Here is a 21,705-nt window from a genome sequence, read left to right on the forward strand (position 1 = left end):
CCCTTATTAGATGGTAAAGCCTCAGATATCCTTGACGGCTAGCATTCAACATCGGTAATATGACTAATCGCACTCTGACTTCAGTTTTGAGATGTTCCGTAATGTTGGACTTTTAACTTGTAATTATGCTAACCAGTGTTGACCGTTTATTATTTGTCCGGCGAGTCCCGATTTTTAAGGAATTGCGGGATGATTTTATTGTGCGGCTCACTTCAGTGATGAACGAATTGTCATTCCCAGCTAATTACACCATCTTTCGACAGGGAGAAGAAGGGCGATCGCTCTATATTGTGGTGTCAGGTCGAGTTAAAGTTCACATTGGAAACAAACAACTTGCAGAAGTGGAACAGGGAAAATACTTTGGTGAAATGGCAGTATTTGATACTCAACCTCGGTCTGCCACTGCCACGACTCTGGAACCTTGTGAATTTTTAGAACTGACGCAAGAGCAATTGTATGATGCGATTGAAGAAACTCCCGAAATTGCGGTGAATATCATTCGTGAGTTATCCCGTCTGATTCGCAGATTGAACGATATATAAATGTAACTTCTTTGCGGAGTTAATAGACAAATGTAGAGACGTAGCAGTGCTACATCTCTACAAGGGTTCTGGATAATGAATGTAAAATTTGGTTCAAAATAAAGCAAAACTGCTGTAAGTTTGATTATTAAACTCAGCACTCATCACTGCTTATTACTTAGGTTCACCCAAACCTGGAGTTTCTTCTTTATCAACTTTAGGCACAAAATCAGGACGTTCTTTGCTTTCCCATCCTGCGGGGCGTTTCGAGTTGTACCAAGCTATTGACCCAATGGTGACAGCAGCAATAAAACCAACGACATACACCAAGGTAAAAGCAACAGGAAAATGAGGGCCAGCATCTATAGCTGGTGCTGCTGTTTGCATAAATAATAAATTCATGAGTATATTCTCCACAGTTAGGTAACAGTATTTAACACACTATAAGATGAGCGTATCACCTAACATCCCTCTGTAGTTTAGTTTGAGCAACTTCATATTGCATAAAAAAGGGCAGAGGGGAGGGGGAAGTAACTGACAGATGTAGGTTTGTTGCACCTGTCATATCATGTCCGCTTGATTAATTACTAAACCCCAAGAACCCCACCCTGCCTGCGGAGAGGGGTGCAATGACTATGGGAATCACAACTAATTACCCAGACTTGATATCAGCCTGCCCCACTGCCCCTTCTTCAGCATTTATATCTTTGCCATGCAGACTCGACTATTTGAGCAATGATTTCTGTGTATGCCACACCACCCAAACGTCCCATGATTGGCAAGTCTGAGCGGATATGATCTAGCCCTGGCAATGGGTTAACCTCCATAAACTGCAACACACCGTTAGGATCGCAGCGTAGATCCACGCGGGCAGCATCACGGCAACCAAGAGTATGGTAAGTATCCAGCGCCAGCTGCCTTGCCTGTGCTGCCAGTGGTTCAGGATCTATGAGTAAACCATAAGATACCCGTTCTAGATACTCATCCTTGTTGAGGGTGGTGTAGGCAAAAGCTTCTGCTTGTCCTGTAAAAATTACTTCCATCACACCTACTACCCGTGAGTTACTACCGTTGCCAACAATGCCTACTGTTACTTCTCTACCAGGAAGAAAGGTTTCTACGAGTATTGGTTGCTGAAAAAGTTCGTGTAACGCTTGATAAGTATTTACTAGTTCCTCGCGTTCTTTGACAAGAGAACGACCAGTTACCCCTTTAGAACTGCCTTCCGCCATAGGCTTGAGGAAAAGCGGCATTGGCAGCGACACAGCTGCTGCTTCTGCGGTAGTATTTACGACCTCAAAGGAGGCTGTCGGCAAACCGCGATCGCGAACTACTCTTTTAGCTAGAGCTTTGTCTAACGTCAGGGCACAGGTAAGCGGATCGGAAAAAGTGTAAGGTTGAGCGAATAATTCGCAGATTGCCGGAACTTGAGCTTCACGAGAGCGACCCTTTAAACCCTCAGCAATATTAAAAATCAAATCCCAGCGATCGCCTTTTGCCAAGCGTCCAGCAAGTTCTCTACCATTGCCAACACGTTCAATCTGATGACCTAACTGAAATAGTGCAGTTTCCAGACCGATAATAGTTTCTTCATCGTCGAACTCCATCACCTCAGAGGCACTAAAACCAGCCTGAAGGTAGTCTGCCTTCAGGTCATAACACAGACCAATTAATAACCCCATAGTCTACTCCACTGGATCTACATAGGTGTACGTCTGACCTGCCCAATTTCGCACTGTAGCTGTGCCCTGCTCATAACCCATTAGAGTCTCGGCTTGAATTGGGACTTTGCCACCACCACCAGGGGCATCAATTACATAAGTTGGTACAGCGTAGCCAGTAGTATGACCACGTAATTTAGAGATTAAATCAAGCCCAGTTTGCACACTTGTTCGCAGATGTGCAGTGCCAACAACAGGGTCGCATTGATAAAGATAATAAGGTCGCACACGCAGTTTGAGAAGACCGTGAAACAGATTCTTCAGGGCTTTTTCAGAATCATTCACACCTTTTAACAGCACGGTTTGACTGCCTAGAGGAATGCCACCATCAGCGAGGCGATCGCAAGCTTGTGCGACTTCTGGGGTAAGTTCCTGCACATGACAAAAGTGCAAAGATAGCCACACACGGTGTTTACGTAGCAAGGCAACCAGTTCCGGTGTAATTCGCTGCGGTAAAAAACTCGGCACACGAGAACCAATTCGGATAAATTCAATATGTTTAATGGTACGCAGCCGCCTAAGCAAATTGTCTAAAGGTTCATCAGCCATCAATAGAGGATCGCCACCGGAAATTAGCACGTCACGGATCTCGGTGTGTTCCTCCAGGTAAGCAGCGATCGCATCCAACCGCCGTGTTACTGGGTACATCTCACCTTGGCTCACCAAACGAGAGCGAGTACAGTAACGACAATAAGCAGCGCAACTATCTAGGGCAAGCAGCAACACTCGGTCAGGATAGCGGTGTACGAGTCCTGGTACTGGAGTGTCGTTATCTTCACCGCATGGATCTACCATGTCTGCTGGGCTAACTATTAGTTCTTCTTGGCGTGGTATCACTTGTAACCGTAATGGACAAAGCGGCTCTTCTGGATCGAGTAGCGATGCAAAGTATGGGGTTACAGCTACAGCAAACTTTTCTGGTGCGATTAAAAGTCCCTGTTCTTCGGTAGTACTAAGCCTTAATAACTTCTGAAAGTGTTCCAGCTTAGTCAACCGATGCCGCATTTGCCAACGCCAATCGTTCCAGCGTTCCTGGTTGTAAGTCTCTCCCAAAATCTGACAAATTTCTTCACACCGAATATCAGTTACTAAAGGATTCAGAATAGTGTTTTTGATCATGATTAGACAGAAATTAAGCTGAGAATAATAAACAAATCACAGCCTAATAGAGTGCAGCGCAAATCCAGCTACCATCTCAATTAAGCAAGCAGACAAGTAGGAGCAATTCATGAATTGCCCCTACTCAAGTCCCTTGTTAAAGGTAAGCAAATTTCTGTCACAGTGTATTAGTATGTTTACTTAGATTTTTAGTTAAAATAAAAAAAACTACTTTAAGCTTCACGGCAAGTATTTTCCTATACAGGATATACTTGTGCTGTCATCATAGCGATCGCTCTTACAGTGTCTTTGTTACCTTGAGGCAATCGGCTTTTCGTGTTGTTGCGTCGTATTAATACATACATCAATGTCGTATATTTAATATGTTAGATTTTCCAGCACACATTAAAGCAATAGATGACTACACTATTTGGTTTAATCCTTTAGAGACTGGAGTAACTGGCTAGGGCGTGCCATTTTCACAGCAGGATAAAGATTCGGATAGCGAACAAATATATAGTGTTCATATTTATACCAATGCATTTCACTCTTTTCTTTGTTACAAACCTGGCAAATAACCCATAAATTCCTGAATTCCATTGATAACCAAGGATACTGTGACCGAGGTAGCTTATGATCTATCGTCTTACCACCTTTGTCAGAGTAGTGAGATCCACAAATTGGACAATACCAGTTAGAATTTACTCTCACCCAATCTTTACTTTCTTGAGTTGTTCCACACTCAAAATCACCATTAATATACCGCCAATAATCGAATTTTCTATAAGTTTCAAAATCTTCATAAGTTAGCCTGTGATAACGCTTGTTGCCAATTGTATCCGCAAGCGCAAATAATTCTTTAAGGTTTTTATCTTCAATATTAACCATGTTTTCTGCTAAAGCTTTACTGTTCTATATGTCTTTTGGTTATGCTTCTTTTTATATTTAATATTGGTATTTTGACTAAAATCAATAAATTCCATCTCTGTCTCAGGAAACTGCTTATCTATTTCTTCTGCAACCTCATTAACTTCTTTAGATAATCTTTGGTTATACTCGTTTATTTCTTGATTAGTGACATATATATTACCAATCCTATCAGCCTCAATAAATAATTCTTCAAGTGTCAATTCCTCAAGCTGATAATTATCTATAAACTCCTCTATTTTTTGATAAAAATTAACAATATTATCCCAGCCAATATTCTTGTAAAAGTTTTCTTTTAGCCAAATCTGGTCTTTTTCATGAAGCTTATTCCGATTCTTTGAGTTAGCGAGTTGAACAACACGATAACTCATTCCTCTAAAATTCCTTTTTTTAGCTTTTTTATCAGTCATATATTAAGTACTTTATCCTAAAGTCCATTTGAAAAAAGTAATTACTGCTTTCCGAATTTCACTATCTTCATATTTGAGGATTTCTTTAGTATTCATAGCTAGTTTAAGTTTAATTTGATCGACTAAATTTTTTAGAGACTTATTGTCTTTTTTGAGTTGTTCATTCACTTCTATTAAATTTTTGTTTTGAGAATATATTGTCTTTAATTCAACTTCTAAAATATTATTTCTCTGAGACAAGCTTTTAATTTCAGCATCGTATTTTTCTCTCTCCTGTTTCGGATACTTTTTAACTTGGTCAATTTTGGCAGCATATTCCTGCTCCTTCAACTCAATTTCTTTAGTTTTCTTAGTTACCAGACCTTTCTGAGCAGCCTGAAGACGCTGACGCTTAATTAATTCAGAACCAGCAAAACGCGAAATAGCTCTACGAATGGTAATCTCATCAGGATTGGTACTAAAGTCAATTACTTCCAAAGCACGCATAGCATCTGCTTTTGTCCATGCCTCACTTTCAAGTAACTTAATAGCTTGTGACTTATTCACTTTTGCTTAGAATAATAAATGTAACTTATATCACAATTCTATCAGTATATAATTTCCATGCCAACAGGCTCTCTTCAAGAAGAACCCTAACTTTACTAAACTTATCGATGTCGAGGACTACTACGGTTTATGTTGTGAGTGAGCAAAATTCAACGGTTTATTGATCGCGTCGCGTTGTACTAAGCTTTTATCTCTCCAAAATCAAGCAATCTAACTATGTACACGGCGTCAGGTCAGTTATTTAGGTAATTTTTTCTTTGAAAACGCTTGCTTACCCAGCCAAAAAAAGCTATCTCTGAATGCAAGTTGGTATCATTGTGCAAAACTACACTAATCTGGTAGCGATCGAGTTACGATCTTGTCACACCCCTTTTTTGATTTGAGAAGTCCTATTCCAGAATTTTCTGGTTAAAATAGTATATCTGTTCTACTCAAACTCCGACACCAACACTCCTTAAAACCATATATTAAGAGGCATTAGAGACAGGAATGGCTATCAACACCGATACTTCTGGCAAGCAAAAAGCTCTGACTATGGTGCTCAACCAGATTGAGCGCAGCTTTGGCAAAGGAGCAATCATGCGCCTGGGCGATGCTACCCGGATGCGGGTGGAAACAATTTCTAGTGGAGCGCTTACCCTAGATTTAGCATTGGGTGGTGGTTTACCCAAAGGTCGGGTAATTGAAATTTATGGGCCGGAAAGTTCCGGTAAAACTACAGTAGCGCTACACGCCCTCGCCGAAGTGCAAAGAAATGGCGGTATTGCTGCCTTCGTTGATGCTGAACACGCCCTAGACCCTACTTATGCTGCTGCATTGGGTGTAGATATTGACAATTTGCTGATTTCCCAACCTGACACTGGCGAATCAGCTTTGGAAATTGTCGATCAGCTAGTTCGCTCTGCTGCGGTTGATATTGTAGTTATAGACTCAGTAGCAGCATTGGTTCCCCGTGCTGAAATTGAAGGCGATATGGGTGATATTCACGTTGGTTTGCAAGCGCGGTTGATGAGCCAAGCCCTGCGTAAAATTACGGGCAACATTGGTAAATCTGGTTGTACAGTAATTTTCATTAACCAGTTGCGGCAAAAAATCGGTGTTACCTACGGTAGCCCAGAAACTACTACTGGAGGTAATGCATTGAAATTTTACGCTTCGGTGCGTTTGGATATTCGTCGAATTCAAACCTTGAAGAAAGGTACAGATGAATTTGGTAATCGCGTTAAAGTCAAAGTCGCCAAAAATAAAGTAGCGCCGCCCTTCAGAATAGCGGAATTTGACATTATTTTTGGTAAAGGGATTTCTACCTTGGGTTGTATTGTAGACTTGGCAGAAGAAACTTCCATTATTGTCCGCAAGGGGGCTTGGTATAGTTACAATGGCGATAATATCTCCCAAGGACGAGACAACGCTATTAAGTATCTAGAAGAAAAGCCTGAATTTGCTGAAGAAATTAAGAAACTGGTGCGTGAAAAGTTAGATAAAGGCGCTGTTGTTTCTGCTAACTCTGTAGCTAAAGCCAGTGAAGAAGATGAAGAGGAAGATGTCGATTTAGAGCCAGAAGAATAAAAAATGTGGATTTATTAATCTGCACTTGCTAATAGATGGTGCGTTATCAAGATAGATGACGCACCTTATTTTTTCTAAAACGAGATTTGGGCGTTGTTAAATACAAGCTTAAATCCAGATATGGAATAGCTTTAGACTGATCTTCACATCCTACTTGATATTTTGTCGTAGGCGTAGCCCGTCGTAGACATCGAATTGATGTGTCACCGACGAACCCATCAATTTAAAGTTAACAGACTACTATTAGGGAAAAATACTGGATCGGGGTTTCAGCCTGAGATTGACACTAATGACCAGCTATATGGTAATATTTCATGGCATTATGCTAAAAAACTTTGTTTATAATCAAAGAGTAGCCAACCCATGAGTTTAGCTGTAATTAAGTTCTCTTCAGAAGAGTGCGGCATCTGCCACAAAATGTCTTTTTATGACAAAAAGGTGGCTGAAGAACTGGGTTTAGAATTTATCGATGTAAAAATGCAAGATACGACTGCTTACCGCAAGTATCGCAAGATTTTGTTGACTCAATATCCCGATAAATCAGAAATGGGATGGCCCACTTACATCATCTGCAATTCTCCAGAGGGAGAATTTCAGATTGTTGGTGAAGTAAAAGGAGGCCATCCTAAAGGAGAGTTTAGAAGCCGTCTGCAAGAGGTTCTGGATTCCACAGCTAATCAGAACTAATTACCTCAAAAGATTTGACCTCTAAGGCAGGGCCAATCATGGCAGTTGTCATGATATCTTCACGCACCTGTCCTTTAACTTTCGCTTTTTGTCCGGCTTTGAGTAAGTCTTTGTCAGCCCCTCTAAGGATTTCGTAAGTAACACCTTCTTCTGTAACTAACGCCCATGCGCCTGTACCAATATCACGACGTTCGACTGTACCTGTAAGTGTAATGCTCATAACAGTTCTGAGTGCTGAGTGGGGGGTAGGGAATTAGGAGAGGAGAGACGCGATTGATCGCGTCTCTACAAGAGTTAGAAGTTATAAAAATTGATTTCCCATTCTCAATTTACGCAATTTTTTCTTCGTTTTTCAATGCTAAACGAGCAAGTCCATAACAGATTAGAGCGTTGGCAATCAAGAAGAGGCGTGCGAAGTTACCACTTCCTAATCCCCAAACTGCCGGATCGAAAAACGCACTTGTAGTTAAGCACGCTGCTACACCTAAGGTTGAACCAATGGCAAACCATTTCCAACTAGGATGTCCCAGCAGCAATGCCATCAACACAATGGGAATTAGGACGCTAGCAAATAGGGGATTTAATGCATCAGTTCCCTGGAGGGTATTACCTAGTTCGGGAATTGAACTGCCCAAAACCCGGAAAGGCCATTGGGGAAGATCAAAAATATAGATTCCCTTGAGGAAGAATAAGCCAGAACTGCCGGCAATTAGTCCACTAGATAAAGACCAACTCCAAGTAAAGGGGAAGTAAACCCGTAAAAACCAAGCTAGCAGATAGGAACCAACTACCATTAAAATCTTGGGTAAGAGCGCGATCGCACCACCATCAATCCAAAAGCCGGGGTTAAGATAGCCGCTATCCCTTAACCACCGAAAGAAATCTGGAAAACTGATTTGTCCGCTAAAGGCTAGTTTGACTGCTGCTTCTGCATTGAGTTGTCCAGCGCCATAATAGTTCAAACCATCATCCTGAATAACTCGCGCCGACTGCTTGAGGACTTTTAAAATTTCATCTGGTTCTTTGATACCAGCAGCTTTGATTAATGCCGCAACACCAGCAACGTGCGGAGCAGCCATACTTGTACCCTGGAAGCCCAGAAATACCCCTTCACCCTTTTCATCGATGGTTTCTTGAAGAATCTTACCAGCTTCACTACCACCAGGAGCAGAGATGTCAACCCCGGCACCAAAGTTAGAATAGGGCGCTCTTTCGCCATCTGGGCCGATTGCCGAAACGCCGATAACGTAGGGATAGCGGGCTGGATAGCTGGCCCCATTGGTGTTTTCATTCCCAGCTGCGGCAATAATAACTACACCTTTTCTATGGGCATACTCGATCGCTTGTTTCATCAACTGGCTTTCACCAGTACCACCCAAGCTCATATTAATCACATCTGCGCCTTTATCAGCAGCAAATTTAATCGCTTCGGCAATATCGGCAACAGTACCACCGCCATAAGAACTGAGTACCTTCAGCGGCATCAGGCTGGCTTCGTAGGCAATTCCAGCGACGCCATATTTGTTATTTGTGGCTTGGGCAATAGTTCCGGCAACATGGGTACCGTGACCATTATCGTCTGTGGCTTCTTCTCGGTCGTTAACAAAATCGTAGCCCTTGACGAATTTTGTCTCATACAAGTCGCGAACCTTGGTAATCCCGGTGTCAATGACTGCGACTGTGATGCCACTGCCTTTAGTTTGACTCCATGCGCCTTCAATACCGATTTTGTGCAAGTTCCACTGCTTGCTGTAATATTGGTCATTGGGGCCAGTTAATGAAGGACTTGCTTCTTCATCTCCTTGGGGTGTTAAAAATTCACCTAGCCAAGCGGTTTTACCTGGTTGGGGAATCTTGTTGTAGATATAGTTTGGTTCAATGAATTCTGTCGCTTGGGCAAACTGAGATTTTTTCAGTTCTTGCAGTCGTTGCCGATCGCCCTTGATAATATACACATTATCTTTTTTGGAAAACTTGTTGTCTAATTGGGGTGTAACGTTGTATTGTTTGGCGATCGCTTGCAAATCCTGCTCCACTACAAATGATGGAATATCTTCGCGAAAATCAAGCAAAATCGTCTCAAACTCTCCTTTAACTGCCAATCCCTGGAAATTCAGGAAACCAAATATGGCAGCTCCCAGCCCAATGACAAACAAGCACCATAATATAAGTTTTCTCATATTAACTCATCACCGCTTTTTGCCAGTTTGCTCATACCATAACTTATCTGCACCCCTTGTTGGTAGATTTTGCACTTTTAGTTACAAGTTTCACTCAGGACTAAGGATTTTTTTAAACGATGGAACGTGGTCTTTTGTGGTTGCCGCTGTTAGTAATGTTTTTCTGGTTGGCTTGGCAAGGCTCGAAGGAGTATCAAAAAGTCGAAGCCTATCGCACTTGGGCAGAGCAATTTGAACGGGCCAAGTATGATATTTATGCTGTATTAGGTCAAAAAGAAAACAATATCACTTGGGGAAAACCCACGCCTCAAGGGCCTATTAAACTAGAAACATTCTCTTTGCTTGATATCAAACAAATCCAGCTTTTAGTAGATGAAAAATCAGTAGATGTAAACAATCTACCGGAGAAAGGTCGTTCTATAGAATTAGAATTTCTATTTTCCGAATCTACTAACTCAGTGCGGGTGCCGTTTACAGAAATCCCTTTGGCAGCAGAATGGGGGAAGTTTTTGCAGGGGCTGTTACAAGACTTGCGATCGCAACCACAGCAGTAGTTATATTAAAACTATAAGTTCCAAATAAGACGGCTATTTCTGGTCAAAAAGTTAGATCGCTAGTGGTGATATTATTCATGAGTGGTGATATTATTCATGGGCAACAACGTTTTTATTGTCAAGATGTTTTTTGCAATGGCTTTTACTTAACTACCATTTATTAAACATCTCCATAAATTAAATATAGGTTATCTAAAACCCTTATAGAGACGTAGCCGTGCTACATCTCTACATTCTTTTTCACTCCCCTATGTTGCGCCCCTATGGGTATGCTCTATCTCAATTGAAAGCCGCCTTAAAACTCGATTCATGTTTGGATTATACTTCCACTCAGTTGACCCGACCCAGCTATGCTTGAATGATGAAGTCAGAGGCAGTAAGATTGGGCGCACCAGTAAGTTGTGCAAATTGACCACCACTGCCGAAACCAGCAGCACTACCATTTTGATTGTAAAGTAACTGCCCAGTCATCGAGTCGTAAACAATTACAGCATTGCTAAGTGCCCCTAAACTGCTGATTTGAAAATCACTGGCGTTACTAAAACCCGTTCCCACAACAGAAGTAATAGCAGTAAAGGTAGTCTTATCGAGGATAATCTTATCACCTTGAGAGCGATTGAAGTCAGCGATAGTATCAATACCCACAACAGCGCTATTAAAGATGGAATTAGTGTCGTAGAGGAAAGAGTCAGCACCTGCACCACCCACAAGAGTATCATTGCCTGGTCCACCAATCAGAAGATCGTTGCCAGCACCACCCCGCAGCAGGTCGTCACCACCGCTGCCATCGATGGTATCATTACCCCCTTGACCATTAATCACATCGTTTGAACTGTAAAAACCGCTGATGTTATTGTTCAAGTCATTGAGGAAAGTAACAGTGTTTGCTGTAGAAATATACGTTTGAGTAGAGTTGGCATTAATCACATCAAAGCTTTTGGTAACACTGTCTTCTCCGTCAAAGATGATATTGCCGATAGCAGGTCTTGTTGTCGATGCGGCTAAGTTGTCTAGGTTTTCTAACTTAAAGTTTTGCAGAGTGACTTTAGTATTAGCCACATTTCCAAAGCTGACTTCTAAATTGCTGCCATTTTGAGTTAATTGCAGATTTCTTGCAGTTAATTCAGTCCCAATAAATTGTAAGGTATCTACTTTGGCAATTACCGCAGCCGAAGGGTTTGAGCTAGTACCTACACCACCAAAGTCGTTAATGCTGTAATTGCCATCACCTCGTTGGATAATAAAAGTGTCATTGGAGTTAGTGCCATTGAGAACTTGAATTCCTGGGGCAGGAGCAGGTCTGACTGTGCCACTAATGGCAAAGTCAAAGGGGCTTTCATCAATATCGTTGTTGTTTAAAATGAGGCTGCCACTATAAGTGCCGGCTGTAGTGGGCTTGAGTGCTACAGATATGGTGGTAGAAGCATCAACAGCCACACTCGTAGGAAGAGTTCCGACCAAACTAAATCCGTCTGGAAGTTTAAGACTACTCAGCTTGAGTGCGCCTGTACCGGTGTTCTTGATGGTAAAGGTTTTGGTCAAGGCGTCACCAACAGTCGTTTCACCAAAGTTAATGGCGGTAGTATTGCCATCTGTAATGTCAACAGCGCCATTGAGAACTTGAATTTCCGGGGTACTCACTGTGCCACTAATGGCAAAGTCAAAGGTGCTTTCATTAATATCGTTGTTGTTTAAACTGAGGCTGCCACTATAGATGCCGGGTGTAGTGGGGTTGAGTGCCACCACTATATTGGTGGAAGCATTGACAGCCAGGCTCGTTGGAAGAGTTCCGACCAAACTAAATCCGTTGGGAAGTTTAAGATTACTCAGGTTGAGTACAGCTATACCGGTGTTCTTGATGGTAAAGGTTTTGGTCAAGGCTTCACCAACAAGGGTCTGGCCAAAGTCAATAGCGGTGTTGCCATCAATAATATTAACTGTGCCATTCAGAACTTGAATTTCTGGGGTTTTGGTAGGGTTGGGGGGAGCTTCATATGCACCAATATCAATGACTGTACTGCCATTCCCATCACCATCCTGAGGAGTCTTTTTAGTGATGCTATTGAAGGCATTGGAACCACCATCAATCGCAACACTTCCAGGTTTGAGTGCAAAATCCCCTTTGTCTGCATCAACAAATTGAGGATCTTGACCCAAAAGATTTTGTAGCCCTGTAGCGTTTAAATTATCTGAAGCTTGGAATACGTTCGAGTTATAAACAAGATTGCGATCGAAAATTACATTTGTGTCATACCTAATTCTGTTAGCATTTTGATTGTCGCTTGCATACAAAATGTTGTTGTAGACATGTACATTTTCTGAATAAGTAACACCAATCTCTCCAGAATCTGGAAGAACCTGGGCATTCATGTAAGCCGTGTTATTGATAACATCAACATTGGTAGCTTTAAAAACATTAATGCCTGCACCTCCATTGTTGTAAGTAATGTTATTTGAAATTAATGCCTTACCTGTATAGGCCACATTATTTTCACTGGTATTGGTAGTATCAAGCATAATCCCATGTCCCTCAGTGATTGTGTCAGTACCTCCATTTTTCCACGGAACTAAACTTTGGTTATCGTAGACAATGTTGTCTCGAAAAATCATTCTGTAGTCAGTGGTATTGTTATCAAAATTAAAACCACGGAGAGAGGTTATTCCCTGATTGCCGTGAGGCGAATACCAAGCGTTTCCAGACACAATGTTTTTCTCAACAGTTATATAGTCTGAATTACTGAATTCTATGCCTCCACCTGGAAAGTTACGGATTGTGTTACCAGTTATGACAATATGATGGGGATTAGTACCACCAACACCATCGGTGTTTTTCCATGCTTTAACAGCAATTCCATTACTATTCGTCAAGGGGTTATTAAGGTTATTCTTCTCTTGTAAGGCATATTCGAGAGTAATGTTTTCCCGATTGCCTTCTATATCAAGTCCTTCAATCCGCACGTAGGATGAACTAAATATATTAATGCCACTTCCCGTTGTTGTTATCTTAGGCGTAGCCCCTGGATAAGCTTTTATTGTTGTCCAGTTATCTGGTGAGCCATTCAAGTTAAAAAGCGTAACCCCTTTCATTTGATAATTTCCATTCATGACGTAGAGCGTGTCGCCTGCTTTCATCTCATACACGGCTCTACCCAAGTTGAGAAATGCAGAATCTTTATTTAAGCCATTATTTTTATCACTGCCTGTTGCAGAAACGTAGTATGTTGTGCCAGCCATTTGTTTACTCCGAATATGTGTAAGGGAAATTAGTAGTACAATTTCAGCAACTTTATTTAGTTGCTAAGTAGTTATTTGAATGAGTCATCTATCTGCACTGTTAAGGACAGTCACAGTTATCCAAGCGCGACTTAAAATCGCGTCGATTATAGAAACGCTGTTGTAAAACTGAAAATTTTTTCTCCTGTCAACCGTTGATGGTTAAACTAGGAATATCCATACCGTCAATCGTCAGAGTTTTGCTGAGAGTAATTGGACGATTAACACGTAGATGCTTCTACTCTAGACTTGTCGTCAGATATCCTCTTAGTAAGACTGCATGGAGTTGAATTGAATCGTATCTTTAGCAGCCGTGTAGGCGTAGCCCGTCGTAGACATCGCTGCTCTTCGATCGTATTTGGCATAGTAATTCCTCTGAACTTTATGCATTGTTTTAAGTCAGGGGGTTGCCAAATCTGCATGGTAAAATTCACCCTTAACTGATAACTGGGGACTTAAAGTTAAAGCGATCAAAGTGAAATTGGTTGAAACTTTAGTTAGGTTGACCCTTGAACTTAAGGGGACTAATGTAACAACTTAGTTGAACCTGTTTTAAGCGGTGTAACTGAGCATTGTGAACTTAGTTAAAACTAACCTTTACAAATAGCACTTGATATCAGTGGATGCCCGGAATATGGTAAGTTTTTTTACAACAAAACCCAAAAAACTATGGAGGTGTCTGGTGGAGTCAGTCATTGAAATCGGGCAGGAGAGAAGAGGGTTTTAGCCTAGTTCATGAATCTTTGAGATAGTTTGGTTTGATAACGCAAACTTACTTAATCTTCATAATATGAACACTGAAGTAAACTCCAGAATACCTGTTGCTTTAACCATTGCTGGTTCAGATAGCGGTGGCGGTGCCGGAATTCAAGCTGATTTACGTACCTTTGCTTTTCACTGTGTCCACGGTACTAGTGCTATAACCTGCGTCACGGCACAAAACACTCTAGGAGTGAAGAGGGTTGATGCTATGCCAACAGAGGCTGTTGTGGCGCAAATTCAGGCAGTAGTTGAGGATATTGGCGTACAAGCTGCCAAAACTGGAATGTTGCTCAATCAAGAAATCATCTTTGCTGTTGCCCAGCAAGTGGAAGCTTTACAAATCAATAATCTAGTAGTCGATCCAGTAATGGTGTCACGCACGGGAGCACAATTGATTGATGATGATGCCGTAAAGACTCTGTGCCACGCCTTGATTCCAAAAGCGGTTATGATTACGCCTAATCGCTATGAAGCCCAGATTTTGAGCGGTTTACAAATTAATTCTTTAGAGGATATGCAAGCCGCTGCTGAAATTATTCACAAGACTTTAAAGACAAAGGTTGTTTTAGTCAAAGGTGGAGGTATGCAGGGAGATTTGCGTGGCGTTGATATTTGGTTTGATGGGGACAAATTGGAAGTTTTGACTTGCCAGCAAGTAGAGACAAAAAATACCCACGGTACTGGTTGTACACTATCGGCTGCGATCGCTGCTAATCTAGCTAAAGGAAAAGATTTGTGGCAGGCAGTGCAACAGGCAAAGGAATATGTGACTACCGCACTCACTTACGCCCTAGATATTGGCGAAGGACAAGGCCCTGTGGGACACTTCTTCCCATTGTGGGGACTAGGGACTAGAGACTAGGGATTAGGGATTGGAGACTGGGCATTGGGGATGGGGGCTAGAGAAAAGTTTTCTCAGTACCTCATCCTCAATGCCCAAATAAAAAATCTTTGCCCTTTCGGTATTTTTCTATTATTCTTGGGCATAGTTTCAGGGGTGACTATCTCTGTTAGCATCTCTGTACGATCTAATTACTTTGATTTTTAATACCAAGCCCCCGATGCGAACAACCATAGGTTCTGTTCACAGAAATTCGCCAACACCGAGTACTCAAGCCTACCCTCCCTCTGTACCACTATCTGTATACAGGGAATTGTCAACAGAGTTGCAAGCAGCACAGGCGAGGCTAAATGCACTCACCACCCAAAATCAGCAACTAGTACAAGAAAATCAACTATTACGCCAAGAAATTACCAAAGTCGTTGAGTCTTTTTCTCGTTTGCAAAATTTTGTGGATTCCCATGCTACAGCTAATTATCCCCAAGCTAACCAAGTTTCTGGTGATGTTCAAAGTACTGCTAAACAGCCAGTAACACAACCGCGTTCACCTCAGCGGGTTTCTCCTTCGCGTCCATCTGTTGTGTCCAAACAACCAGCTAAAAAAAGCCGCCACCAAGACTTTTCTGCACCTGTAATGGAAATGAATTTTCCGGTATCAGAACCAGTTTTTATAGAAGAGCAACAAGTCAGTTACTATTCCACTACTGAGCCAGATGTCAAGGGACTTAATGGCTGGTGGTTAATTATTACCATCTTGTTAATCATGCTGACTGCCTTTAGTGCTGGATATTTCGTTGTGCGTCCCTTGTTTGAACACCAGAAACGTTAGTTGACATTCCCACAGTCAGCAGCAGTAGCAGGCTTTCGGGCTAGTGTATAATTTGGCTGCGATCGCTCTCTAAATATCCAAACAAATCTGCTCAATGGTGGAAACGATCTATTTTTAGGTTATAAAAGCTACATAAAATGCTAAATTGACAGCAACTTCTTTATGTTAGAACCTCAAAGATTATCCAATTAATAAATCCTTGCCGCTTTTTATGTCATAAACCCTCAAGTAAAGCACTTACACTTTAAAAAAGTTGTAATTATTACATATTTTTTAGGAAAAGCACCGCTAGTTACAGCTTCAGACAGCGGATCTGGTTAGATATATAAACGAAGCTAGTAGAAGTCAGGAGTAAAGAAGATGAAAAAAGTAGAAGCTATTATCCGCCCATTTAAGCTAGATGAGGTGAAAATTGCTTTAGTTAACGCTGGTATTGTTGGCATGACTGTTTCTGAAGTCCGGGGGTTTGGACGCCAGAAAGGTCAAACTGAACGGTATCGTGGTTCTGAGTACACCGTTGAGTTTCTGCAAAAACTCAAAGTGGAAATCGTAGTTGACGACAATCAGGTTGATATGGTGGTAGACAAAATTATTGCTGCTGCCCGCACTGGTGAAATCGGCGATGGTAAAATTTTCATCTCGCCTGTTGAGCAAGTGATTCGGATTCGCACTGGCGAAAAGAACACAGAAGCAGTGTGAACTACTCCTAGTAGCATAAAGCTGAACTAGGAGCTTCTGTAATCACGGGGGAGTGCCCAAACTTAGACTTTCGCCCAAGTTTAGGACTTACCTCCCCTCCTACAGCAGAAACGGCTGAACCTTCCGCCTTTATCATTCTGATACCCTCTGCTCTAATATTTGTCGCTGCGTTTCCATCCCTATCATGATGAGTACCGCAGTGAGGACAAGTCCACTCACGGACATCCAATGACAACTCACTGATTTGATAAAAACAATTAGAGCAGAGTTTGGAACTGGGGAACCATCTATCAATCTCAATCAATTGACCACCATTGCGTTCTAGCTTGTAGGCTAAGAAATTAGTGAATGTTCCCCACCCAACATCAGATATTGATTTTGCCAATTGATGATTCCGTACCATGCCTTTAACATGAAGATTCTCTACTATGACAGCTTGGCTATCGCTGACTAACTTATAACTAAGTTTATGTAGAAAATCCTGCCGCGAATTACTAACTCGCTCGTACACCTTGGCAACAACTTTTCTATACCTATTCCTTGACTTACTCCCCTTCTGTTTACGTGCTAATTTTTTCTGTTTGCGTTTGAGGTTTTTCTCGTGTTTGGCAAGATGTTTAGGATTGTCATATTTTGAAACCTTTTCGCCGTCGGTAACAACTGCAAAGTATTTCAACCCTAAATCAATGCCGTAAATTTTACCAACTGAAAAACGCGGGTTTTCTCCCGCAGTCGCTCCACTTGGGCAAAGCCCAAGACCGCGCTGCTCTTCTGTTTCAGTCAAGATAGATGCAAGATATTTACCAGAAGGCGTTCTACTCACAGTAACAGTTTTGATTTTCCCCTCAATCGCTCTATGTATTTTGGCTTTGACTATCCCGATATTGCCAGGGAGTTTGACATTACCATCTACAATTTTGACATTTTGAGGATACTGGATAGACTGTTTTCCGTGCCTAGATTTGAATTTAGGGAATCCAGCACGGCTCTCAAAAAAGTTTTTGTAGGCTGTGGTCAAATTGAGTGTTGTAGCCTGTAAAACTTGGCTATAACAATCAGCCAACCAAATAGTATCGTCTGCTTTTTTGAGTACAGGAAGAAATGCGTTAAGTGCAACACGGCTAAGTCCCTTACCCGTCTCCTTATAAGTCTCGATAGATTTATTCAGAGCATAATTCCACCACCATCTAGCACACCCAAAAGTTTGAGCTAATTGAGTTTGCTGTTCAAGTGACGGATATAAACGGACTTGTACAACCTTGTGCAACACTTAACGTTACCTCCTTGATAGGAGGACTCTACCACAAATATATATTATGATAAAGTACTCAAACAAAATAATTAGGGATTCGTCATACATCTGATAAATGAAGAAAGATTTAGCATAACTCCCAACTCCTAACTCCCAACTCTCTCTAGTTGCGGAAGTAAAGCTGTAAAAGCCTTGCCTCGATGACTAATCGATCGCTTTAATTCCCGTGTCATTTCAGCAAAGGTCAATTGCAACTCTTGCACATAAAAAATTGGGTCATAGCCGAAACCACTGTCACCACGAGGCGCATGGAGAATTTCGCCCCGACAAATACCTTCAGATTGTAATACGATCGCACCATCGGGACGAGCGATCGCTACTGCACAAACAAATTGTGCTTGCCGATTTACCTCATTGCCTAATTCGCTCAATATCCTAGCAATACGTTCTGAGTCGGTTTTGGCGTAACGTGCAGAATAAACCCCTGGTGCGCCATTTAGAGCATCTACTTGCAAGCCTGAATCATCAGCAATTGCCCAGTTTCCCGTAGCTTTAGCAATTTGTGATGCTTTCAGACAAGCGTTAGCGGCAAAAGTTTCACCCGTCTCTTCAATTTCTAATTCTTCAGGTTTGAGGGTTAATTCCCAACCAGAATTTTCCAGGTAAGCTTGCATTTCCTTCAACTTACCTGGATTTCCTGTAGCTACTACAAGTAATTTGGTCATTGGTAATTAGTCATTGGTCATTGGTATATTAGTCATTGGTCATTTACCAAGGACAAATGACTAATGACTAATAATGAATTTTACCCCGCCCACTGTTTCGCCCAAGCAAGAGTTTGATGCACTTGCTCAATTGTCGAGGCTTCGCAGTAGAGGCGTAAAACTGGCTCAGTCCCGCTAAAGCGAATCATTAACCAGCTTTTATCAGCTAGACGATATTTATAGCCGTCAATTGTTTGACAATCAATCACTGCTTTCCCTGCAATTTCTGTTAAGGGTTGGGTTTGCAGTTGTTGCAAAAGACGCGATCGCACTTGCATATTTGCTAAGGGTAAATCAATGCGATCGTAAGCTGAGGTAAACCCGGTTTTTTTCTGCAAGTAGCGATAATACTCACCTAAATCCAAACCAGATTCGACGATCGCCTCTAACACGTACAAGGCTGACAGCAGTGCATCACGTTCGGGAATATGGCTGCCATAGCCAATTCCTCCCGACTCTTCGCCACCCAGTAACACTTTTGCTGCTAACATTCTGTCAGCAATATATTTATAACCAACTGCTGTCTCAAAGACTGACAGGTTATGTAGTTTTGCCACAAGGGGCATCAAGTCGGAACCACTAACAGTTTTAACTATTTCTCCAGTAAAACCGCGCCGCAGGGTTAAATGGTCGATTAATATCGGGATTAATACTTGAGAACTTAGGAAGTTGGCTTCTCCATCCACTGCTGCAATGCGATCGCAGTCTCCATCAAATACCAACCCCACCGTTAAACCTGATTTATCGGTTTCTCTGTGAGTCTTGATGACTTCAAATAGCTTTGAAAGGTATTTAGGTAAGGGTTCCGGCGCACCCCCACCAAATAGGGGATCGCGTTCTGAGTTGATTTCTTTGACTTGATTGCCTAGTAGTCTTGCCAATCCAGTAGCAGCAGCGCCATGCATGACATCGGCAAATAACGTTAATTTACCAGATGCGATCGCTTCTCGAAGTTTGGCAATATCAACTTTACGTTCTAACGCTTGGGTATAACTAGGCCAAGGATCGAATTTCTCTTGCTTACCTGGGGTAGCTGCTAGAGGTACTCCCACCGACAACTGATCTTCTATCTCTTTTGTGACTTCTGGCGGTACCGATCCACCAAAATAACCCTTGACTTTTAAACCCAAATATTTACCAGGATTATGGCTGGCTGTAATTACCAGTGCCCCTAAAGCATTGAGTTCTTTTGCCGCCCAACTATAAGCTGGGGTTGGGGCATAACTCTCGCTCAGTAGCACATCAAATCCGACAGCACTGACAGTATCGGCAACAGCACGAGCAAAGTCTTCAGCCATGAATCGGCGATCGTAACCGACAATTATTGTTCGGCTACCAACCGTAGAAAAATATGTATCATATAATACTTTTGCGGCAACTGGTGCGACCAGGGCTAGGCGTTCAAAGGTGAACTCGTCACCAATAATGCCCCGCCAGCCGTCTGTACCAAACTTGATTGAGTTAGCTACAACTGGCATCTAGGTATCCTAACTGTCTACTTGAGGATTCTAGCATTTATACAGTGTGCAGAGTAAAAAAAGAATCTAGTAAAAATATGTACTAATAATATTCAACATAAAGGCAAGCAAATTTGTGCATTGTACAAATACAATGTCTAACGATAAGCCCGTCTACGCCTGCCACATTTAAAAGAGAATAGCGCCTTTGTAACATACTGTTTCAAAAGGCTTACACTATTAGAATTGCAGGTATTTATCGTTAGCATGAAGCAGACTTGAGGGTTCCAGTAAATCGTATATTTGATTAAGGCTGTAAGGATAAAAGCAGTGATAGACAATCGGGCAATATCAATCAGTTTATTTACAGGAGCAGGTGGACTAGATATTGGGATAGAACAGGCAGGTTTTCGGGTAGTAAGTGTTGTTGAGAAAGATCCTGATGCTGCGAAGACTATAGCTTTCAACCGACCTCACCTAAATAGTGCCGTAGCAAGAGATATACAGAAAATCACTGCTCAAAATCTTTTGGAAGAAGGGGGATATGTTATTAACCTTGGTAGACCTCTACGTATTGGAGAAGTAGATTTAGTAACTGGTGGCCCCCCTTGTCAACCCTTCAGCACAGCAGGAAAACGTGGTTCAGTTATGGATCCTCGTGGCAGCTTGTTTATGGACTTCATAGGTATTGTTGAACAATTGCAGCCACGCTTTTTTGTCATGGAGAATGTTAAAGGTTTACTCTCGGCTCCTATTCGTCATAGACCTCATCTGGAACGAGGAACGGGTTATGCTCCTTTGGAACTAGATGAAATGCAAGGGAGCGCTCTTGAGATTGTTCTAGAAGAAATGAAGCGCCTTGGTTATCAAGTTATTTATAAAGTAATGGAAGCAGCAGATTACGGTGTTCCGCAAAACAGAGCGCGAGTAATCTTTATTGGCTCAAGAGATGGTGAATCGGCTACATTCCCTTTGCCTACTCATAGTAAAGATGGCTCTTTATTACCTCAATGGCGCACTCTAAAAGATGCTCTGCTCAACTTAGAAGATCCACAACCAGAGTATACTTCCTACTCAAAAAACCGTCTTCAATATTTAAAGCTTTTAAAAAGTGGTCAAAACTGGAGAGATTTACCTAACGACTTGATAAAAGAAGCAATGGGAGGAGCTTACAAATCTGGAGGCGGTAAAGTAGGGTTTTACAGAAGGTTATGTTGGGATAAGCCGTCTCCTACTGTTACTACAAGTCCTTACCAAAAGGCTACAGATATGTGTCATCCAGAGGAACTTCGTCCTCTAAGTGTTCGAGAGTGTGCCAGGATTCAAACCTTTCCAGACTCATGGATTTTCTATGGTTCGACAGCTTCTAAATACAGACAGATAGGTAATGCTGTACCTGTACTCTTAGCTCAAGCTATTGGTGACTATTTACATAGTCTAATTAGACAGGAAAAACCTAAAGGAATACCAGTCTTTGAACAGCTTTCACTATTTAATCGCTAAATCCCTAGCCTGTTGATTATTTTAAGACTTTTACTACTGAATTTGTTGCCAGTATTTACTATCTTCTACATACAATGCTGCATGATTTTCAGCAATAGTTTGTCTAACAAAT

21 protein-coding genes are annotated in these 21,705 nt (G+C 41.7%); 8 read left to right on the plus strand and 13 right to left on the minus strand.

The annotated features are described in order from the left end of the window. Window positions 1–125: 125 nt before the first annotated feature. The gene (locus V7K44_RS19560) at window positions 126–542 is read left to right on the plus strand and encodes a cyclic nucleotide-binding domain-containing protein (RefSeq protein ID WP_094347260.1); all 417 of its coding nucleotides are present in this window, start codon (window positions 126–128) and stop codon (window positions 540–542) included. Window positions 543–695: 153 nt separating this feature from the next. Here the strand turns inward: V7K44_RS19560 and psb35 are convergent, their stop codons facing one another. The 6 genes from psb35 to V7K44_RS19590 all read right to left on the minus strand — a co-directional run bounded on the left by psb35 (window position 696) and on the right by V7K44_RS19590 (window position 5,223). Then, window positions 696–923 carry a photosystem II assembly protein Psb35 gene (gene psb35 / locus V7K44_RS19565; RefSeq protein ID WP_289797416.1) on the minus strand — a complete coding sequence of 76 codons (228 nt, stop codon included), beginning with the start codon at window positions 921–923 and terminating at the stop codon, window positions 696–698. A 290-nt stretch (window positions 924–1,213) separates the two neighbouring features. After that, window positions 1,214–2,203: a D-alanine--D-alanine ligase family protein gene (locus V7K44_RS19570; protein ID WP_334933563.1), complete on the minus strand. Its 990-nt coding sequence runs from the start codon at window positions 2,201–2,203 to the stop codon at window positions 1,214–1,216. A 3-nt stretch (window positions 2,204–2,206) separates the two neighbouring features. Then, entirely contained in the window at window positions 2,207–3,361 is a 1,155-nt protein-coding gene (locus tag V7K44_RS19575; RefSeq protein ID WP_334933564.1) for a KamA family radical SAM protein, read from the minus strand. Window positions 3,362–3,775: 414 nt separating this feature from the next. Then, window positions 3,776–4,228, minus strand: coding sequence for an HNH endonuclease (locus tag V7K44_RS19580; RefSeq protein WP_334933565.1), 453 nt, complete (start codon window positions 4,226–4,228; stop codon window positions 3,776–3,778). Window positions 4,229–4,236: 8 nt separating this feature from the next. Then, window positions 4,237–4,677, minus strand: coding sequence for a hypothetical protein (locus V7K44_RS19585; protein WP_334933566.1), 441 nt, complete (start codon window positions 4,675–4,677; stop codon window positions 4,237–4,239). A gap of 12 nt (window positions 4,678–4,689) precedes the next feature. Next, entirely contained in the window at window positions 4,690–5,223 is a 534-nt protein-coding gene (locus V7K44_RS19590) for a hypothetical protein (RefSeq protein ID WP_334933567.1), read from the minus strand. Between the two features lie 489 nt (window positions 5,224–5,712). Between V7K44_RS19590 and recA the strand changes: the two genes are divergently transcribed. Both recA and V7K44_RS19600 read left to right on the plus strand, forming a co-directional pair. Then, window positions 5,713–6,792 (plus strand): recombinase RecA, encoded by a 1,080-nt coding sequence (gene recA / locus V7K44_RS19595; protein ID WP_179074924.1) that lies wholly within the window; start codon window positions 5,713–5,715, stop codon window positions 6,790–6,792. A 363-nt stretch (window positions 6,793–7,155) separates the two neighbouring features. Beyond that, the gene (locus tag V7K44_RS19600) at window positions 7,156–7,479 is read left to right on the plus strand and encodes a thioredoxin family protein (protein WP_185580382.1); all 324 of its coding nucleotides are present in this window, start codon (window positions 7,156–7,158) and stop codon (window positions 7,477–7,479) included. Here V7K44_RS19600 and V7K44_RS19605 read toward each other — a convergent pair. Then, the gene (locus tag V7K44_RS19605; RefSeq protein ID WP_289796246.1) at window positions 7,466–7,699 is read right to left on the minus strand and encodes a hypothetical protein; all 234 of its coding nucleotides are present in this window, start codon (window positions 7,697–7,699) and stop codon (window positions 7,466–7,468) included. The genes V7K44_RS19600 and V7K44_RS19605 overlap by 14 nt on opposite strands. A gap of 109 nt (window positions 7,700–7,808) precedes the next feature. Further along, the gene (locus V7K44_RS19610; protein ID WP_334933568.1) at window positions 7,809–9,659 is read right to left on the minus strand and encodes a S8 family peptidase; all 1,851 of its coding nucleotides are present in this window, start codon (window positions 9,657–9,659) and stop codon (window positions 7,809–7,811) included. Window positions 9,660–9,778: 119 nt separating this feature from the next. On the opposite strand from V7K44_RS19610, the gene V7K44_RS19615 reads away from it, so the two are divergent. Next, window positions 9,779–10,213, plus strand: a complete 435-nt coding sequence (locus tag V7K44_RS19615; protein WP_334933569.1) for a hypothetical protein — start codon at window positions 9,779–9,781, stop codon at window positions 10,211–10,213. 348 nt (window positions 10,214–10,561) lie between these two features. On the opposite strand, the gene V7K44_RS19620 is transcribed toward V7K44_RS19615, so the two are convergent. Continuing rightward, on the minus strand, window positions 10,562–13,447 hold the full coding sequence (locus tag V7K44_RS19620; RefSeq protein WP_334933570.1) for a choice-of-anchor D domain-containing protein: 2,886 nt from the start codon (window positions 13,445–13,447) through the stop codon (window positions 10,562–10,564). Between the two features lie 306 nt (window positions 13,448–13,753). Next, window positions 13,754–13,876, minus strand: a complete 123-nt coding sequence (locus V7K44_RS19625) for a hypothetical protein (protein WP_334933571.1) — start codon at window positions 13,874–13,876, stop codon at window positions 13,754–13,756. Window positions 13,877–14,276: 400 nt separating this feature from the next. On the opposite strand from V7K44_RS19625, the gene thiD reads away from it, so the two are divergent. The 3 genes from thiD (at window position 14,277) to V7K44_RS19640 (ending at window position 16,617) form a co-directional block, all read left to right on the plus strand. Next, window positions 14,277–15,110 (plus strand): bifunctional hydroxymethylpyrimidine kinase/phosphomethylpyrimidine kinase, encoded by an 834-nt coding sequence (gene thiD, locus V7K44_RS19630; protein ID WP_334933572.1) that lies wholly within the window; start codon window positions 14,277–14,279, stop codon window positions 15,108–15,110. A gap of 199 nt (window positions 15,111–15,309) precedes the next feature. Further along, the gene (locus tag V7K44_RS19635; RefSeq protein WP_334933573.1) at window positions 15,310–15,918 is read left to right on the plus strand and encodes a hypothetical protein; all 609 of its coding nucleotides are present in this window, start codon (window positions 15,310–15,312) and stop codon (window positions 15,916–15,918) included. A gap of 360 nt (window positions 15,919–16,278) precedes the next feature. Further along, a complete protein-coding gene (locus V7K44_RS19640) occupies window positions 16,279–16,617 on the plus strand; it encodes a P-II family nitrogen regulator (protein ID WP_012410794.1) in 339 nt (112 codons plus the stop codon). Window positions 16,618–16,624: 7 nt separating this feature from the next. On the opposite strand, the gene V7K44_RS19645 is transcribed toward V7K44_RS19640, so the two are convergent. The 3 genes from V7K44_RS19645 to V7K44_RS19655 form a co-directional block, all read right to left on the minus strand. Continuing rightward, on the minus strand, window positions 16,625–17,887 hold the full coding sequence (locus V7K44_RS19645) for an RNA-guided endonuclease TnpB family protein (protein WP_334933574.1): 1,263 nt from the start codon (window positions 17,885–17,887) through the stop codon (window positions 16,625–16,627). A gap of 128 nt (window positions 17,888–18,015) precedes the next feature. After that, window positions 18,016–18,594 (minus strand): RdgB/HAM1 family non-canonical purine NTP pyrophosphatase, encoded by a 579-nt coding sequence (rdgB, locus tag V7K44_RS19650; RefSeq protein ID WP_334933575.1) that lies wholly within the window; start codon window positions 18,592–18,594, stop codon window positions 18,016–18,018. An 80-nt stretch (window positions 18,595–18,674) separates the two neighbouring features. Then, a complete protein-coding gene (locus V7K44_RS19655; protein WP_334933576.1) occupies window positions 18,675–20,111 on the minus strand; it encodes a phosphoglucomutase/phosphomannomutase family protein in 1,437 nt (478 codons plus the stop codon). Window positions 20,112–20,420: 309 nt separating this feature from the next. Here V7K44_RS19655 and V7K44_RS19660 point away from each other — a divergent pair, with 309 nt between their 5' ends. After that, entirely contained in the window at window positions 20,421–21,593 is a 1,173-nt protein-coding gene (locus V7K44_RS19660; RefSeq protein WP_334933577.1) for a DNA cytosine methyltransferase, read from the plus strand. Window positions 21,594–21,705: the final 112 nt, after the last annotated feature.

The organism is Nostoc sp., from assembly GCF_036917235.1.
GTDB lineage: Bacteria > Cyanobacteriota > Cyanobacteriia > Cyanobacteriales > Nostocaceae > Nostoc.

Bases quoted from the DNA above. Each gene is read 5' to 3' on its own strand.
- V7K44_RS19560 (WP_094347260.1), top strand. From the start codon at position 126: ATGCTAACCAGTGTTGACCGTTTATTATTTGTCCGGCGAGTCCCGATT.
- psb35 (WP_289797416.1), bottom strand. From the start codon at position 923: ATGAATTTATTATTTATGCAAACAGCAGCACCAGCTATAGATGCTGGC.
- V7K44_RS19570 (WP_334933563.1), bottom strand. From the start codon at position 2,203: ATGGGGTTATTAATTGGTCTGTGTTATGACCTGAAGGCAGACTACCTT.
- V7K44_RS19575 (WP_334933564.1), bottom strand. From the start codon at position 3,361: ATGATCAAAAACACTATTCTGAATCCTTTAGTAACTGATATTCGGTGT.
- V7K44_RS19580 (WP_334933565.1), bottom strand. From the start codon at position 4,228: ATGGTTAATATTGAAGATAAAAACCTTAAAGAATTATTTGCGCTTGCG.
- V7K44_RS19585 (WP_334933566.1), bottom strand. From the start codon at position 4,677: ATGACTGATAAAAAAGCTAAAAAAAGGAATTTTAGAGGAATGAGTTAT.
- recA (WP_179074924.1), top strand. From the start codon at position 5,713: ATGGCTATCAACACCGATACTTCTGGCAAGCAAAAAGCTCTGACTATG.
- V7K44_RS19600 (WP_185580382.1), top strand. From the start codon at position 7,156: ATGAGTTTAGCTGTAATTAAGTTCTCTTCAGAAGAGTGCGGCATCTGC.
- V7K44_RS19605 (WP_289796246.1), bottom strand. From the start codon at position 7,699: ATGAGCATTACACTTACAGGTACAGTCGAACGTCGTGATATTGGTACA.
- V7K44_RS19610 (WP_334933568.1), bottom strand. From the start codon at position 9,659: ATGAGAAAACTTATATTATGGTGCTTGTTTGTCATTGGGCTGGGAGCT.
- V7K44_RS19615 (WP_334933569.1), top strand. From the start codon at position 9,779: ATGGAACGTGGTCTTTTGTGGTTGCCGCTGTTAGTAATGTTTTTCTGG.
- V7K44_RS19620 (WP_334933570.1), bottom strand. From the start codon at position 13,447: ATGGCTGGCACAACATACTACGTTTCTGCAACAGGCAGTGATAAAAAT.
- V7K44_RS19625 (WP_334933571.1), bottom strand. From the start codon at position 13,876: ATGCATAAAGTTCAGAGGAATTACTATGCCAAATACGATCGAAGAGCA.
- thiD (WP_334933572.1), top strand. From the start codon at position 14,277: ATGAACACTGAAGTAAACTCCAGAATACCTGTTGCTTTAACCATTGCT.
- V7K44_RS19635 (WP_334933573.1), top strand. From the start codon at position 15,310: ATGCGAACAACCATAGGTTCTGTTCACAGAAATTCGCCAACACCGAGT.
- V7K44_RS19640 (WP_012410794.1), top strand. From the start codon at position 16,279: ATGAAAAAAGTAGAAGCTATTATCCGCCCATTTAAGCTAGATGAGGTG.
- rdgB (WP_334933575.1), bottom strand. From the start codon at position 18,594: ATGACCAAATTACTTGTAGTAGCTACAGGAAATCCAGGTAAGTTGAAG.
- V7K44_RS19655 (WP_334933576.1), bottom strand. From the start codon at position 20,111: ATGCCAGTTGTAGCTAACTCAATCAAGTTTGGTACAGACGGCTGGCGG.